We start from the raw sequence: 17,149 nt of genomic DNA on the forward strand, positions 1-17,149 counted from the left end.
TCGTAGATAAACACTAACTACCTAGGTTTCAATTAACCGCTTTATATGATTACTGTTTTTTTTAGAGTTTATACAACATCTCATTCAATTGCTTAAATCAGTTTAGCGAATTAAAGTATAAGAAAAATTAGATATGCTTAAGATAATTCACTTTATTTTAAGTTATTATTAGGTAATCTATTTATCGATGGAACTATCATGAGTGATATGGAGATCTTGGAGTATTTTCCTGAAGCAAGAGCCGAAGAGGAAAAAGAAAAAGCTCTCTGTTTTCACCCAAAAAATAGTAATCATGCACAAAATAATCTAGTCTATCTTTTGGATTGGGAAGAAGAGTTTGATGTTATTCGTTCAATCAATTAGAGCTATTTATTTTGACTGGTGATTGAATGACAGTCTATATTTTAATTATTTCCTTTTAAAATCATGGATAAAAATCATCATAAAACAAAGTCATTGGTTTATTTTAGCCTGCTGTTTATTACTTGCTGTTTGTACAAACAGTGGAGCTGCCAACGATAGTACAAAGAATTAAAATATTCATGTCGCGCAAGGCCATGGAGGTGGCAGTGGTCGTTAACATCAGGGGCTTTAGACTGAATTGTAAGGGTTTGTCGTGAGTATTGATTCTCTTATAATACCAACTTAGGCGTTTGAATTTTTAGGGAAATTAGACTCACATGTATAATAGGTGAGCAGATTCAAAGGATGGACGCAATGACGCAGATTTGGCATGACAAGAAGCCCCAAGAAGTGGCCAAAGTACTTAAAACTGATTTATCAGTTGGTTTAACTGAGGAAGAAGCACAACGACGCTTAGAAGAGTCTGGCGCTAATGTATTGGTCAAACAGAAAAAAACTTCTTTTTTGAAAATTCTTTTCCAACAAGTAAACAGTTTAGTCACCTGGGTTCTTTTAGGCGCTGTAGTCATTTCATTTTTACTGGGTGAAACAGTAGATGCCATTGCCATTTTTGCCATTGTGGTTTTGAATGCCATTATCGGCTTTATTATCGAATTTCGAGCTGATCGTGCTATTTTAGCGTTGCAAAAATTGGCTTCCCCTAAAGCCAGGGTAATTCGAGATGGTCATGCCAAGATGATCACTACTTCCGATATCGTGCCAGGCGATACACTTCTTTTTGAAGGAGGAGATTTAGTTGCAGCTGATGCTCGTCTTTTTGAGCTGTCTTCCTTAAAGACGGAGGAAGCCCCTTTAACTGGTGAATCATTGCCTATTGAAAAAAATCTCAATTTTTGTAGTGTTGAAACGCCACTCGCTGAGCGCAAAAACATGGTCTTCATGGGAACATCCGTGGCGAATGGTACAGGTCGAGCCATTGTAGTCGCAACCGGAATGAGTACCGAAATGGGACGTATTGCGACCATGTTGAATGAGGCTTCTCGTGATGAATCCCCATTACAAAAAAGGCTTAATCAAGTGGGTTCCCGGCTATTATGGCTTTGTTTTTCCATTGTCCTACTGATTTTTATTCTCGGTTGGTTACGTCGTATTCCATTTTTTGAATTGTTTATGAGCTCCGTTAGTCTGGCTGTAGCGGCTATTCCTGAGGGTTTACCTGCGGTAGTCACTGTTGCTTTAGCCTTAGGTGTTCAACGCATGGTACGACGTGCCGTCTTGGTAAGGCGTATGTCAGCTGTGGAAACTCTGGGTTGTCTCCAAGTCATTTGTACGGATAAAACAGGGACATTAACAGTGGGTGAGATGACAGCCCGTAAACTCATTACCGCAGAGGAAGTGTACAGTATCATAGGTGAAGGATATCACTTGGATGGTCATTTTATTTCCCAAGGTCAAGAGATCGATGTCGCCAAAGATAATTTGTTACAGACGGTTTTGAACGCCGCTTCGGCCTGTAACAATGCAGAAATTCGTTTGCAACAAGGACAACTATCCACTGTTGGGGACCCAACAGAAATTGCACTATTAGTAGCGGCTGCCAAAGGAGATATTTGGCGTGATAATCTGGAGTCTACTTTTCCTCGCATACGAGAATTGCCTTTCGATTCAGAACGAAAACGTATGACGATAATCCGTAGGCAAGCAGAGCAACTGACTGCGTTTGTCAAAGGGGCACCTGAAGTGATTTTCGAACGCTGTACCCATATTTTGACTCGAGAGGGCATCAAAAAATTAACCCCTAAAGAACGTGCCCGTATGCAACAATCCTGTCAATTGATGGCCAGTGAAGCATTGCGAATCTTGGCCTTTGCACAACGGCAATGCGATTCTTCATTATTGGAGGCTGCTGATGAAGACATTGAAAATAATCTTGTTTTACTGGGTCTTATAGGACTCCAGGATCCCCCGCATGCTGATGCAAAAGCTTCGGTTAAACGTTGTAAAATGGCGGGCATTAAACCAGTCATGATCACAGGCGATCACCCCGATACCGCCAAAGCAATTGCCCGTGAATTAGAGATACTGAATCCAGGCGATCGCCTGATGACAGGTAATGAACTGGATAAGATGTCTGATGATGACTTTATGGCGTGTGTGAAACAGATTGCTGTTTATGCTCGCGTTACTGCTGAACATAAATTAAAAATCGTTCGTGCCTGGAAAAAACACCACATGGTGGTTGCAATGACTGGTGATGGTGTAAACGATGCACCGGCACTAAAAGAAGCTTCGGTTGGTATCGCAATGGGGATCACAGGCACTGAAGTGACTAAAGAATCTGCCGATATTATTCTCATGGATAATAACTTTACCTCTATTGTCGATGGGATTGAAGAAGGGCGGACAATTTATGACAATATTGCCAAAACGCTTGCTTATTTATTAGCGGGAAATATGGGTGAACTGCTGGTTGTTTTTAGTGTTCTTTTAATCGGCTGGCCCTTACCACTATTGCCAATCCAATTGTTATGGATAAATTTAGTGACGGATGGTTTGCCGGCATTGGCTTTGGCAACCGATCCGGCTGAGCCTGGAATTCTTAAACGTCCGCCAAGATCATCACAACAATCTCTGATGAATTTTTCATTTTTCAAGCAGGTATCTTTTATAGGCTGTTTAACGGCACTAGTCACCTTTGGTGTGTTTGCTTACGAATATTTAGTCAATGCGGATTTGATACAGGCTCAGGACGCTGCTTTTTCTGTTTTAGTGACTGCTGAACTATTGAGAGCCTTTGGGGCTCGTAGTCAAACCAAGACCATATGGCAAGTAGGATTGTTTTCAAACATGCGATTGTTTTTTATTGTCAGCATTAGTTTTGCGTTGCAGATTTTCATTCATCATGTCCCATTTTTGCAACGTCTTTTTGGAATTAGTCCAGTGACTTTATCTGAATGCTTGCTTTGGATAGTCTTAGGAACCATCCCTTTACTGATTTTGGAATTGAAGAAAATGATTACATTAAGGAATTCACCTCATGAGGCGTTTTAATTTAAAAAAATGCTTCTGGGTTATCATGATAATAAGCTTGATCAATTATCCTGTTTTCTCTTTAAGCCATGCTGCTCCAATACCGGCTTTAGAGAAACTGATTGAAGAGGCTAAGGGAAATAACCCACAAATTAAGGCGGCTCAGGCGCGCTGGCTCGCTGCCAATCGTGTTGCACCCCAAGCCCGTTCACTACCTGATCCAAAAGTCAGTGTTGGTTCCCCGATGAATATTGATCCCATGCGGCTACAAATGATTGGTGCAAGTCAGGAAATTCCATTTCCAGGGAAGCTTGCAGTTCGTGGGAAAATAGCGGTGGAAAAGGCGAAGCGAGCAGCTGCTGACTATCAGGCAACGTGCCTGGTTGTTATTGCCCAATTAAAGCGTATCTATTACAACCTTTATTCGGTTAATAAATCAATTGAAATCCTGCAAAAAACCCTACTGCTTCTGCAAGAGCTTGAAAAAAGTGCTCAAGTGAATTACAGCGTGGGAAAAGTACCGCAACAAGATATTTTTCGGGCGCAAACCGAAATCGCTCGCCTGGATATGCGTTTGGTTATCTTAAAACAAGAGCGGGAATCGCTTGAGGCTGATATTAACCGTCTTTTAAATCGACCTTTGGATATTGCAATTCATACCCCACCGCAGTTATCTGTAACCCATCATCGTCATAATTTGGCATTTCTCAATAACCTCATCAAACAGCGCTCTCCACAATTAAAAGCACGCGAACGAAGCGTTGAGCAACGACGCCAAACGGTTAAATTAAGTAAAATGAATTATTTTCCTGATGTTGAAATTGAAGGAGGAAAATTACATAACACAGTAACGAATAATGACGGATATATGGTCAACTTGAAAGCCACTATTCCTTTGTATTTTATGGAGAAGCAAAATAATGGCTTGCGAGAATCCCTTTCTCGTTACAATGCTGAAATAGAAGATTTGCACACTACCTATCAAGCACTGCTTTTCCAGGTCAAAAACGCTTTTTTAGTGGAACAGCGTTCTGCAAAGTTAATTGAATTGATTCAAGGCTCCATCATTCCTTTGGCCACACTAACGTTTAATTCATCACAAGCCAATTATGGAGTTGGTAAAGTGGATTTTTTAACCTTGCTTAATAACTTGCTGACGTTACAAGAAAATGAAATTGAATTGCATAATGAGTTGGCAAATCACGAAAAAGCCATCACGCAGATAGAAGAAATTACAGGGAAGCTCACATGAAGTCTAGAAAGCCAATCGTCTTATTTATTGTGTTATTAATCGCCGTTCAAATAGGTATTGCGCAATCAACAACAATTACTCATGACAAGATGGATATGAAAAAATCCACCTCGGACAATTTAATCATGATAGACCCAGTTCGCTTACAAGCCATAGGCATTACATCGGAGCCGGTAAAAAGCCAATGGATTGAAAAAACGATTCGTACGGTGGGTTATGTTGAAGCAGATGAACGGTTGGTTGCCCATATTCATGTGCGTTTTGATGGTTGGATAGAAAAATTATTCGTCAATTTTACTGGAGAGAAAGTTAAAAAGGGTCAAGCTTTATTTACTGTTTATAGTCCTGATCTGGTTTCTACTCAACAAGAATATTTGTTGGCTTTGCAGGCCAAAAAAATTCTTGGAAAAAACCAAAATAGTTCGATTGCATCAGGCTCAGAAACCTCCTTCGAGGCTGCCAAGCAAAGACTTTTGCTGTGGGGGATTTCTGAAAAGGAAATTAAGCAATTAACCCAAAGCGGTAAAATTACCAATACGATGACCATTAGTTCTCCAATTAATGGAACAGTTATTCATAAAATGGCATTAGTCGGTATGCGAATCAAACCAGAAGATGAACTGTATACCATAGCCGATTTATCTCGTTTGTGGATTTTAGGCGACATTTATGAGTATGAATTACCTTATATTAAACTCGATCAAACAGCAGATGTCACCTTGTCGTATTTGCCTAATCAATTGTTTAAAGCCAAACTGGATTTTATTTATCCAACGGTCGATATGAAAACTCGTACCGCCAAGGTTCGTTTTGTGGTGGATAATGCCAAAGATCAATTAAAACCGGGGATGTACGCCAATATTGACTTAAAAATTCCTTTAGGCAAGCGACTTGTAGTGTCCAAAAATGCTGTCTTGATAACGGGCGAGCGTGCGGTGGTGTTTATTTATCATGGGGATGGAAAAATTGAGTGGCGCAATGTGACATTGGGTGTGCGTGCTGGTGATTTGATCGAGGTGGTACAAGGCATCAAAGAGGGAGATAATATTATTACGTCAGCCAATTTCCTCATTGATTCCGAGAGTCAGTTAAAAGCCGCAATGGGCGGAATGCAGCATTGACGCATTAATACGATAAAAGGATTTACATGGTTGAGAAAATAATTGAATTCTGCGCAAACAATCGATTTATCGTGTTGCTATTTGTCGTGGGGTTCTCCTTGGGCGGTTGGTGGGGTTTAAAAAATACTCGCATGGATGCTTTGCCTGATATTTCGGATACGCAAGTGATTGTGTATACCACATGGATGGGCAGAGCACCGGATCTGGTGGAAGATCAAGTCACTTATCCCATTGTAACAGCATTATTATCTGCACCGAATGTCGTAGCTGTGCGTGGTTTTTCTGATTTTGGCTTTTCTTACGTGTACATCATTTTTAAAGATGGAACGGATATTTATTGGGCACGCTCGCGCGTATTAGAATACATGAGCCAATTGAGCGGAAAACTGCCTGAAGGGGTGACCCCTCAATTAGGTCCTGATGCCACACCAGTCGGTTGGATTTATCAATACGCCTTAGTGGATGAAAGCGGGAAGCATAATCTGGCCGATTTACGCACTTTTCAAGATTGGTATTTAAGTTATTGGTTAAGAGCTATACCTGGTGTATCAGAGGTCGCCACCGTGGGTGGTTTTGTTAAGCAGTATCAAATTAATTTAGATCCCGTCAAAGTACTTTCCTATAAACTTTCTGTACCCCAAATTATTGAAAAAATTCGTATGAGCAATAATGATACTGGTGGGCGTGTCATTGAATTTTCAGGGACAGAGTACATGGTTCGTGGACGAGGCTATATCACGTCGACAGATGATATTGAAAAAATAGCCATTGGTACGAATGCCAATGGGACGCCGATTTTATTACGAGATGTGGCAACCGTGCAGCTAGGCTCAGACATGCGTCGTGGTGTGGTCGATTTAAATGGTCAAGGCGAAACCGTTGGTGGCATCGTCATCATGCGTTTTGGGGAAGACGTTTTGGAAGTGATTGGTCGAATCAAGGATAAGCTCAAAGAATTGGCTACTGCCATTCCAGAAGGAATAAAAATGGTCAATGTGTATGACCGCAGTAATCTGATTCGAGAAGCCATTTCAACGGCCAACTGGAATTTGATTGAAGAACTTGTGGTGGTTGGGTTATTAATCATTGTTTTCTTGGGGCATTTTCGTTCCGCTTTGATTCCAATTATTACTTTGCCGCTTGCTATTTTGATTTCGTTTATTCCCATTTATTTTTTCAATATCGGCCTTAATATCATGTCCATTGGCGGCATCATTGTGGCGGTTGGGGATATGGTGGATGCGGCCATTATCATGGTCGATAACGCACACAAACGGTTAGCCGATTGGGAAGCAAAAGGAAGTCCCGGCGATCGCAACAAAGTGTTGATTGATTCAGCGAAAGAAGTAGGCCCTGCCATTTTTGCATCATTAGTGGTTATTGCCATATCGTTTATGCCGGTTTTTACCCTGGAGGCCCAAGAAGGACGGTTATTCTCACCCTTGGCCTATACAAAAAATTTAGCCATTTTTATGAGTGCTTTGCTGGCCATTACTTTAATCCCCATGTTATTACCTATTTTGGTGCGTGGGCGTATCATCCCCGAGCAAAAACATCCCATTACCCGCGTGATGCAAAAAATGTACGCACCAGTTTTGAAATTAGCACTGCATTACCGTGGTGTTGTAGTAGCGATTGCTGTGGTAGCAGCATTAGCCACGGTTCCCCTCTATAAACTCATTGGCTCAGAATTCATGCCGCCTCTGTATGAAGGTACGATTTTATATATGCCTGTTACTTTACCTGGCATATCGGTCACACAAGCCACAGAACTGCTCCAGGAAATGGATAAGAAATTAAAATCATTCCCGGAAGTGGCTTATGTGTTTGGAAAAACGGGACGGGCTAATACGTCAACCGATCCTTCTCCTTTTAGCATGATGGAAGTGATTGTTGAACTTAAGCCTAAGAAATTTTGGCGCAAAAGCGTGACCTATGAAAGCCTGGTCGCTGAGATGGACAAAGCCTTGCAATTTCCCGGTGTGAGCAATGCCTGGACTATGCCCATTAAAGCGCGTAATGACATGCTCACCACAGGAATTCGAACCGCTGTAGGGATTAAAGTTTTTGGTCCTGACATTAAAAAAATTGAAGCCATTGGCAAAGAAATCGAAATGGTAGCCAAAGAAGTACCGGGGACAAGTACGGTGTATGCGGAACGGGTGGCTGGAGGGTATTTTCTTGATTTTGACATCCATCGAGACGAGCTTGCGCGCTATGGTTTAACCATTATGGATGTCAATCGTATCATCGAATCAGCCGTGGGTGGTGAAAACATAGCGACCACAATTGAAGGCCGTGAACGTTATCCTGTTAATGTGCGTTATTTGCGAGAATTACGCGATGATCCGGATAAGATCAATCGTATTTTAGTGAAAACACCCAGTGGTGCTGAAATACCTATTGCTCAATTGGTGACTTTAACCTTTCGTTCAGGTCCTGCCATGGTTCGCGATGAGAATGCGATGTTAGCAGGTTATGTGTTCATTGATATTAGCGGACGAGACATTGGAAGCTACGTGGAAGAGTTAAAGCAAGTGGTCAAGGCAAAAGTCACATTACCCCCGGGCTACACGCTTGCCTGGTCAGGTCAATACGAATTCATGCAACGCGTGTATGAACGACTTAAAATTTTTGTACCACTCACCTTAGCCATTATTTTTATTTTGTTTTACTTTACCTTCCGCACCATCACTGAGACATTGATGGTGATGCTAGGTGTACCCTTTGCTCTACTTGGCGGATTTTTGCTGCTCCTTCTATTAGGGTACAACATGAGTATCGCGGTCTGGGTTGGGATGATTGCACTTGCTGGAGTGGCTGCTGAAACGAGTGCGGTGATGCTCGCTTACCTTGATTCTGATTACAACGAGCAAAAAGAAAAAGGATTACTCAAAACCTTGCCGGACTTGATTCAAACGGTGCAGCAATGCGCCGTATCGCGTATTCGCCCTATGGCGATGGCAGGGCTTGCGAATATACTGGGTTTGTTACCGGTGATGTGGGCGACAGGTATTGGTGCTGATGTGATGAAACGCCTCGCGGCTCCCATGGTGGGTGGGATTTTTTCAGCACTATTGCTGACTTTAATTGTGATTCCCGTGGTTTATGTGATGTGGCGCTGGCAAGTGGATTTGAAAAAACAAGGAAGTCTAATGGAGGCAAGATGAAATTAACGTTCTTAGGGGCAACCCAAACCGTTACTGGTTCAAAATACCTTTTGACCATCGATTCTAAAAAAATTCTCATCGATTGTGGTCTTTTTCAAGGGTATAAAGAATTACGATTACGTAACTGGGCTTCATTGCCTATTGACCCGCGCGATATTGATGCTGTGATTATCACTCATGCGCATATTGACCACACCGGTTATTTGCCCCTATTAGTAAAAAATGGATTTCAAGGAAAAATCTATGCAACACCCGGCACAAAAGCATTGTGTGCTATTTTATTACCGGATAGTGGTCATCTTCAGGAAGAAGAAGCACGATTAGCCAATAAATATGGTTTCTCGAAACATAAGCCAGCGCTTCCTCTTTATACTGAAAAAGACGCGAGAACGGCATTAAAACATTTTGAAACCGTTGATTTTAATGCGCCGCACCAATTATTTAATGGATTTAGCTTCGAATTTCATCGTGCAGGACACATCGTGGGTGCCGCGATGATCAAAATAAAAACAAGCAAGTGTTCCCTTTTGTTTAGCGGGGATGTTGGTCGACCTTATGATCCGGTCATGAAGGCACCAACCCCCATTCAAGACACGGATTATCTGATCATGGAATCCACTTATGGCGACCGATTGCATGATGCAACTGATCCGTTGCCGCAAATGGGGCAAGTGATTAATACAACCATCAAACGAGGGGGTTCTGTCGTCATTCCAGCCTTTGCCGTAGGGCGTGCGCAAAGTCTTCTTTATTTTATTTATCAACTGAAACAAAAAGGAGAGGTTCACAAAGACGTTCCAGTGTTTTTAGACAGCCCAATGGCCATCAATGCGACCCATTTGCTCTGCACTTATAAAGAGGATCATCGTTTAAATGAGGAACAATGCCATGACTTATGTAACGCAGCTACTTATATCAATACCCCTGAGGAGTCAAAAGAACTCGATCGTCATAAAATGCCTCAAATCATTATAGCCGCCAGTGGGATGGCCCAGGGTGGTCGTATTGTGCATCATTTGAAAGCCTTTGCCCCTGATCCTAAGAGCACCCTTCTTTTTACCGGCTTTCAAGCAGGAGGCACTCGTGGTGCTAGGATTGTCAATGGGGAACGTGAGGTCAAAATTCATGGTAGTATGATTCCTATACGCGCCAAGGTCGTTGTCATGAGCAGTACTTCTGCGCATGCCGATTATCAGGAACTGTTAGGTTGGCTAAAGCACTTTATTCGGCCACCCAAAAAAGTCTTTATCACTCATGGTGAACCTCACAGTGCACAATCGCTCAAAGACAAGATTGAACAGCAATTTGGTTTCACCTGCATGATTCCTTCTTACCAGCATGTGGAGGATTTGTCGTGACAAAAGAAGTGGGTCATGCCTTGCGTTTAAAATATTTAGGCATCAAGACGTATCATGAAGCCATTATTTACATGCGAGAGGATTGTCATGTGTGTCATGCAGAAGGCTTTGAAGTGCAGACACGTATTCAAGTGACCCTTGGCAAACGCTCCATTATCGCAACGCTTAATGTCGTTACCTCAGAGCTGCTTAAGCCCGGGGAAGCCAGCTTGTCACACTATGCCTGGGATTCTTTAAATGCTAAAGAAGGGGATGAAATCCAATTATCCCATCCTAAACCTCTGGAATCATTAAGTTATGTGCATACGAAGATTTATGGTAATGAACTCTCTTTTAAACAAATCAAAGCCATCGTTGATGACGTTTTAAATGGTCGTCTTTCTGATTTGCAAATTTCTGCTTTTTTAGCGGCCAGTGCCGCAGAACGTTTAAGCAATACTGAAATCATGAAACTTACAAAAGCCATGATTGACAGTGGCGATCGCTTATCCTGGTCATCTCCTTTGATTGTAGACAAGCATTGTGTTGGTGGTTTGCCAGGAAATCGCACCACCCTTGTTGTGGTTCCCATTGTAGCTGCTTTTGGCTTGATTATCCCAAAAACTTCCTCTCGGGCAATTACTTCTCCAGCAGGTACTGCAGATACAATGGAAACTTTAGCACCGGTGTCACTGAGCCCAAAGGCTATGTGTCACGTGGTTGAAAAGGAAAACGGTTGTATCGTTTGGGGAGGTGCTGTGAGCTTAAGCCCTGCCGATGATGTGCTTATTCGGGTGGAGCGTGCTCTTGAGTTAGATAGTGAAGGTCAATTGGTCGCCTCAATCCTTTCTAAAAAAATTGCCACAGGAGCAACCCATGCCGTTATTGATATTCCAGTGGGACCTACCGCAAAAGTCAGAAATAAGTCCAGGGCTTTACTTCTTAAGCAATCCCTTGAAGAAGTAGGAAAACAGTTAGGCCTTGTGGTCCATACCCTAATTACTGATGGCGCACAACCGATAGGAAATGGTATTGGCCCTTCCCTGGAAGCACGCGATGTGTTGGCGGTATTACAAGGATTGCCTCATGCCCCAAAGGATTTGCGCGAAAAATCATTAACTCTTGCAGGAGCAGTACTGGAATTTTCATCAACAGTACAACCTGGCTTAGGTCAATCGATAGCCAAACAATTATTAGATAGCGGAGAGGCGTTTAAAAAATTTCAGGCGATTTGTGAGGCACAAGGAGGCATGCGGGAATTGACGGCGGCACGTTTTACTCACCCTATTGGTGCTGAGAAAGCAGGTAAAGTATCTCTCATTGACAATCGAATTCTCGCAAAAATTGCCAAGCTTGCAGGGGCCCCTAAGTCTAAATCAGCAGGGGTTGATTTGCATGTTCATATTGGCGACCAAGTTGAAAAAGGACAGCCTTTGTTCACCATCCATTCAGAGTCTTCAGGAGAGATGACTTATGCTCGCGATTTTATTCGCGATAAACAAAATACCATTGTTCTGGGAGAGAAGCCTTGAAGCCCATTTTATTTTCATTATTTGATGCTTCAGAAATCAGTAGACGTTTAAAAGAAGCGCTTCAAGTGGAGGTGGGTGATGTCACGTTGCATCGTTTTCCAGATACAGAGTGGTACGTAAAAATTAATTCGGAAGTTAAAAATCGCAGCCTCATTGTAGTGGATAGCTTAAACCGACCCGATGGAAAAATACTGCCTTTGCTGTTTTTTGCTAAAACAGCTAAAGAATTAGGAGCTAAAAAAATCGGCTTGATTGCCCCTTATCTTCCGTATTTACGTCAAGATATACGTTTTCATCAGGGTGAAGGGATTACGTCGCGTTATTTTGCTGAATTACTCTCCACTTCATTTGATTGGCTCATGACCATCGACCCCCATTTGCATCGTTATAACTCTTTAGATGAAGTCTACTCCATTCCTACTTTTGTCTTACATGCTACTTCAAATATATCGAGATGGATTACAAGCCACATTAATAAGCCAGTGCTTATTGGGCCCGATATGGAAAGTCAGCAATGGGTTGCCGACATTGCAGAAAAGGGAGATTTTCCCTATGTGATTTTGGAAAAAAAGAGACGGGGTGATAAAGAGGTGGCTATTTCAATGCCTACTATCCCGAAGCTTGAATTCTCTACCGCGGTATTAGTCGATGACATCATCTCCACAGCCAGAACCATGGTGGAAACGGTGAAGCATTTGCAAGATTTAGGGGTTAAGTCAGTGACTTGCATTGGTGTGCATGCGCTTTTTGCAGAAGATGCCTATTCCCTATTATCAGAAATGGAAGGTACACAAATCATCACGTGTAACACGGTAAGTCATATAACCAATGCCATTGATGTGAGTGATTTGATTGTGGATGAGTTAGTAAAACACAATTTGGTAAAGGCTTTAAAAGGATAAGTGGACCAACATTTATTTTCAAGGAGTATCAGATGTCAATTTTTAAAATAACTATGGCGTTTATTGTTTTTATTGGGTTAGCTGGGGCAACACTCTTTTTGAGCTCCTGTGATGGGTTGAGAAAGCATGGTTCACAGGAGGTTGATGGAGGCTATGGGGGACACGGTGCTGGTGGCCACGGTGGCCATGGCGGTGGGCATTGAAACGAGTTCTCTGCTTAAGTGAAACTACTAATACGAATAGGTGATCAATGAAACACGACCATCATCAACAAAAGCATACAAACACTGGAAAAAAGGACGCTTGTTGTCATCAGGAACATAGAGTACAGAAGTCACGCGATGCTTCCTCCAAAACAGAGGGTGCAATCATCTATACTTGCCCCATGCATCCCGAAGTACGTCAGACTAATCCCGGGATTTGCCCTCTTTGTGGTATGGCCTTAGAGCCGGAAACAGTGACCGCCGAAAGTGAAATAAATCCTGAATACCTTGATATGAGGCGCCGATTTTGGATGGCAGTGATTCTTACTTTACCTGTTGTGGTATTGGAGATGGGCGGACATTTGTTGCAAAACATTATATCTGCCGGTGTTTCAAACTGGATTCAACTGCTATTTGCTACACCTGTTGTGTTATGGTGTGGTTGGCCATTTTTTCAGCGTGGCTGGCAAACTCTTAAAACACGTCAATTGAATATGTTTACTCTAATAGCTATGGGTATTGGGGTAGCATGGGTTTATAGTATGGTGGCAGTACTTCTGCCCGGGGTATTTCCCATGACTTTTCGAAGTCAAGAAGGGGTAGTCGCTGTGTATTTTGAAGCGGCAGCAGTCATTACTACCCTTGTCTTATTAGGACAAGTGCTGGAATTAAAAGCAAGAGAGCAGACAGGCAGTGCCATCCGTGCTTTATTGAAATTAGCACCTGACAGTGCGCATCGTATAAAAGAAGATGAGAGTGAAGAGGAAGTATCTCTGGATAAAATTAATGTCGGTGATTTACTGCGCGTTCGCCCTGGTGAAAAAATACCGGTAGATGGTGAAGTACAAGAAGGCCGAAGTTTTGTAGATGAATCTATGGTGACTGGAGAACCTATTCCGGTTACTAAAGAAGCAGGTGCTAAAGTTATTGGTGCGACAATTAACCAGACGGGTAGTTTTGTTATGAAAGCACTTCACGTTGGTAGTGACACCATGCTTTCTCGCATTGTTCAGATGGTGAGTGATGCTCAACGAAGCCGCGCCCCTATTCAACGTTTAGCAGATACTGTATCTGGATGGTTTGTGCCTGCCGTGATTTTAATTGCCATGCTTTCTTTTATTTTGTGGGCATTGTTGGGGCCGCAACCATCATTTAGCTATGGCTTAATTGCTGCTGTATCTGTATTAATCATCGCTTGTCCCTGTGCCTTGGGCTTGGCAACTCCGATGTCTATCATGGTAGGAGTAGGGAAAGGTGCTCAGAGTGGTGTATTGATTAAAAACGCGGAAGCGCTTGAGCGAATGGAAAAGGTGAACACGCTGGTGGTAGATAAAACAGGAACACTCACTGAAGGGCACCCCAAATTGACGCAGATTGTAACTGATCAAGGCTTAAATGAGGAAGAGGCATTAGCGCTAGCGGCATCGCTTGAGCATCAAAGCGAACATCCGCTTGCCAAAGCCATCGTGAGTGCAGCAAAGGAAAAACAGTTGGCTCTTGAACCAGTTCAAGATTTTGACGCCCCAACTGGGAAAGGAGTAGTGGGTAAAGTAAATGGTCATCGTGTTGCCATTGGTAATATCAAATTAATGCAAGAGCATGGGAACGATAATGCTTCTCTTTTTACAAAAGCAGATGCGCTCCGTGCCAAAGGTGCCTCTGTGATGTTTATGGCTATCGATGATAAAACAGTAGCCCTTTTGGTAGTGGAAGATCCAATTAAATCAACAACCCCTGAAACCATCCACTCACTTCAACAAAGTGGCATTGAAATTTACATGCTGACAGGGGATAGTAAAAAAACAGCAGAAGCTGTGGCAGGGACACTTGGCATAAAAAAGGTAGTGGCTGAAATCATGCCCGAGGATAAAAGCCGTATTATAAGTGAATTAAAAGATAAAGGACTCATTGTTGCAATGGCAGGAGATGGGGTAAATGACGCGCCGGCACTGGCACGAGCTGATATTGGTATCGCTATGGGAACAGGGACTGATGTGGCTATTGAGAGTGCTGGTATTACATTATTGCATGGTGATTTGCGTGGTATTGCCAAGGCTCGCCGTTTGTCAGAAGAGACTATGAGTAATATACGCCAGAATCTTTTCTTCGCTTTTATTTATAACATCTTGGGTGTCCCTTTGGCTGCGGGAATCTTGTATCCATTCACAGGATTACTCTTAAGTCCAATCATTGCAGCAGCGGCGATGGCACTTTCTTCTGTATCGGTAATCGTTAATGCGCTTAGGCTACGACAAACAACACTATGAAATAGGAATAATATACTTCCACAGAGTGCTGCAATGGTTGTTTTAAACCGCATGCCACGACCTACCGCCAGAAGACCTAATGCATAAGCCGACGCGTCAACAAGCATGTCAAGTGAGTCTGCAATCAGTCCTGTTGACTCAGCGATAATCCCAGCAATTAAACCTACCACAAACATGATAAAATTTAAGGCCAGTGCAATGGACAGTATTTTTTTGTCAGTAACCGTAGTAGCCATTCATAACCCATGACATTTCCTCTGAAAAAACTGCATTATTATATAGATTTGAAGGAAGATATTTGCAGCCATCATAACAACTCTTGTTCAATTTTTTGCTTCAATTGATTAAATGCAACCTCAAATTCTTCATTGAGTTCAATTCTTTATCGTTGCCTTTAACGCTAATATTATTTCATCAACGTCAATTTTTTCAATGAATCATCAATTTTTCCTGTCAAATAAAGAGATAAGTTCCCCAGCCAAATTAAAAATAATTAATAGCTTTAGCAAAAAGAAAAAATCAAATCTATACTGAAAATAATTGGTTAAACTATTTTTTAAGGCAAAATCATGGTGTTCCCAGTTGTGATGATCGTGCTTGGTATTGTCTTTCTCATCAGTGGTGCTTATTTAGTCAATAGATTACTTCAACAAACAAGTCATTATCGTATGCAATGGTTAGGTTATCTTGCTTTTATCGGCGCTTTTATTCTTAGTTATTCGGCCAGCATTTTTTACGGTCTATTGGTCGATCCGCACTGTCTTAACTATTTTTATGCCAGTGTGTTTTTATTAGGTGCTACCTATGTCTATTTGTCTTGCCGTCTTATGACCAAGACCATTCAAAAAATGGAGTTGATGGATGATTTTAAAAATCGCTATGAAATATTACGGCATCATGCAACCTATGATTCACTGACTGGCTGCAATAATCGGGAGTATCTTTTTGAGATTTTAAACACACGGTTTCAACAAATCAAGATGAATGCAGGCTCTGTTATTGTTCTTTTTATTGATATGGACCGATTTAAGACTGTCAATGATCGCTATGGTCATGAAGTAGGTGACACCACGTTACAAATGTTTGGTGGACTCCTAAGGCAGTGCTTACGAAGGGATGATTTAGTAGCTCGTTATGGTGGAGACGAATTTATTGTTTTGATGGAGAACACCTCCATGGATGAGGCAAAAAAGATTGCTGAAAATCTTATCACGGTGACTAGAAAATCATTCAAAGAAGGTACTCTATCTGAGCTTAATCTGGGTTGCTCCATTGGTATTACCCAGATGAATCACCACTCGGCTTCAGTAAATACCGTGATTAAAGAAGCTGATTTGGCCTGTTATGCAGCGAAGCAAAGAAAAATCAATGGTTCAGTGTGTGTCTATAGCCCAATGCTGGCAACAAAAAATAATGCGATACACTTTAGTAGAAATCAAATTACCCAATAAGAAGTAAAAAGTTAACAAAAACCAGTCTCTCAATAACGGTTCATTGACTCTAAAGAGTCCCTTTTTTCTTCTTGATGTCATGCCTTGTTTAATCACATTGGATAAGAGATACTGAAAGGATAGAATAACAAAAAAGGTATTGATTAATGACACATTTTCTAAAGAAACGCACTCTCCTATTAATGGTTCCGGCAGTCCTAGTTGGTTGTTCTTATAATGCTAAGTTAACTCCTGAAGGCGAAAAAGTAACCATTGTACAGTCAGGAAAGCCTACAAAGAATTGCACTTTTTTAGGTGAAGTGAGGGCTTATGATCGCAATGGGATGAGCCAATCTTATCAATCCCATGAGCATTTGATTAAGGATGAACTCAATATCCTAAGAAACAAAGCAGCGCTTTTAGGAGCGAATACACTTAGGATTACCAAACATCAGCAAACTTACGAAGGCAATCCCAAAAATGATTTTGTGGCGGATCATGGGATGGCGGGTAAAGCTTACCGCTGTAAGACAAATTAATAA

General features: G+C 41.8%; 11 protein-coding genes. All 11 read left to right on the forward strand.

Annotated features, from left to right (window positions below; genetic code table 11):
- Positions 1–198: 198 nt before the first annotated feature.
- The 11 genes from CKW05_RS15365 (at position 199) to CKW05_RS12350 (ending at position 17,146) form a co-directional block, all read left to right on the forward strand.
- Complete coding sequence (locus CKW05_RS15365; RefSeq protein WP_154080663.1) at positions 199–363, forward strand: hypothetical protein; 165 nt, start codon at positions 199–201, stop codon at positions 361–363.
- Between the two features lie 354 nt (positions 364–717).
- Entirely contained in the window at positions 718–3,414 is a 2,697-nt protein-coding gene (locus tag CKW05_RS12300) for a cation-translocating P-type ATPase (RefSeq protein ID WP_010652855.1), read from the forward strand.
- Complete coding sequence (locus CKW05_RS12305) at positions 3,401–4,645, forward strand: TolC family protein (RefSeq protein WP_010652854.1); 1,245 nt, start codon at positions 3,401–3,403, stop codon at positions 4,643–4,645. Before CKW05_RS12300 ends, CKW05_RS12305 begins: the two co-directional genes overlap by 14 nt.
- Positions 4,642–5,766 (forward strand): efflux RND transporter periplasmic adaptor subunit, encoded by a 1,125-nt coding sequence (locus CKW05_RS12310; protein WP_058483199.1) that lies wholly within the window; start codon positions 4,642–4,644, stop codon positions 5,764–5,766. The genes CKW05_RS12305 and CKW05_RS12310 overlap by 4 nt, the downstream gene beginning before the upstream one ends.
- Before the next feature lie 26 nt (positions 5,767–5,792).
- Positions 5,793–8,936, forward strand: coding sequence for an efflux RND transporter permease subunit (locus CKW05_RS12315; protein WP_010652852.1), 3,144 nt, complete (start codon positions 5,793–5,795; stop codon positions 8,934–8,936).
- On the forward strand, positions 8,933–10,294 hold the full coding sequence (locus tag CKW05_RS12320) for an MBL fold metallo-hydrolase RNA specificity domain-containing protein (protein ID WP_058483198.1): 1,362 nt from the start codon (positions 8,933–8,935) through the stop codon (positions 10,292–10,294). The genes CKW05_RS12315 and CKW05_RS12320 overlap by 4 nt, the downstream gene beginning before the upstream one ends.
- Positions 10,291–11,805 carry a thymidine phosphorylase family protein gene (locus CKW05_RS12325; RefSeq protein WP_010652850.1) on the forward strand — a complete coding sequence of 505 codons (1,515 nt, stop codon included), beginning with the start codon at positions 10,291–10,293 and terminating at the stop codon, positions 11,803–11,805. The genes CKW05_RS12320 and CKW05_RS12325 overlap by 4 nt, the downstream gene beginning before the upstream one ends.
- A complete protein-coding gene (locus CKW05_RS12330; RefSeq protein WP_058483197.1) occupies positions 11,802–12,707 on the forward strand; it encodes a ribose-phosphate pyrophosphokinase in 906 nt (301 codons plus the stop codon). The genes CKW05_RS12325 and CKW05_RS12330 overlap by 4 nt, the downstream gene beginning before the upstream one ends.
- A 250-nt stretch (positions 12,708–12,957) precedes the next feature.
- On the forward strand, positions 12,958–15,177 hold the full coding sequence (locus CKW05_RS12335; RefSeq protein WP_058483196.1) for a copper-transporting P-type ATPase: 2,220 nt from the start codon (positions 12,958–12,960) through the stop codon (positions 15,175–15,177).
- Positions 15,178–15,746: 569 nt separating this feature from the next.
- Complete coding sequence (locus tag CKW05_RS12345) at positions 15,747–16,628, forward strand: GGDEF domain-containing protein (RefSeq protein WP_058483195.1); 882 nt, start codon at positions 15,747–15,749, stop codon at positions 16,626–16,628.
- Positions 16,629–16,774: 146 nt separating this feature from the next.
- Positions 16,775–17,146: a DUF4156 domain-containing protein gene (locus CKW05_RS12350; RefSeq protein WP_010652829.1), complete on the forward strand. Its 372-nt coding sequence runs from the start codon at positions 16,775–16,777 to the stop codon at positions 17,144–17,146.
- Positions 17,147–17,149: the final 3 nt, after the last annotated feature.

The sequence above is a fragment of the Legionella spiritensis genome (genome assembly GCF_900186965.1).
In the GTDB taxonomy this organism is placed as follows: domain Bacteria; phylum Pseudomonadota; class Gammaproteobacteria; order Legionellales; family Legionellaceae; genus Legionella_C; species Legionella_C spiritensis.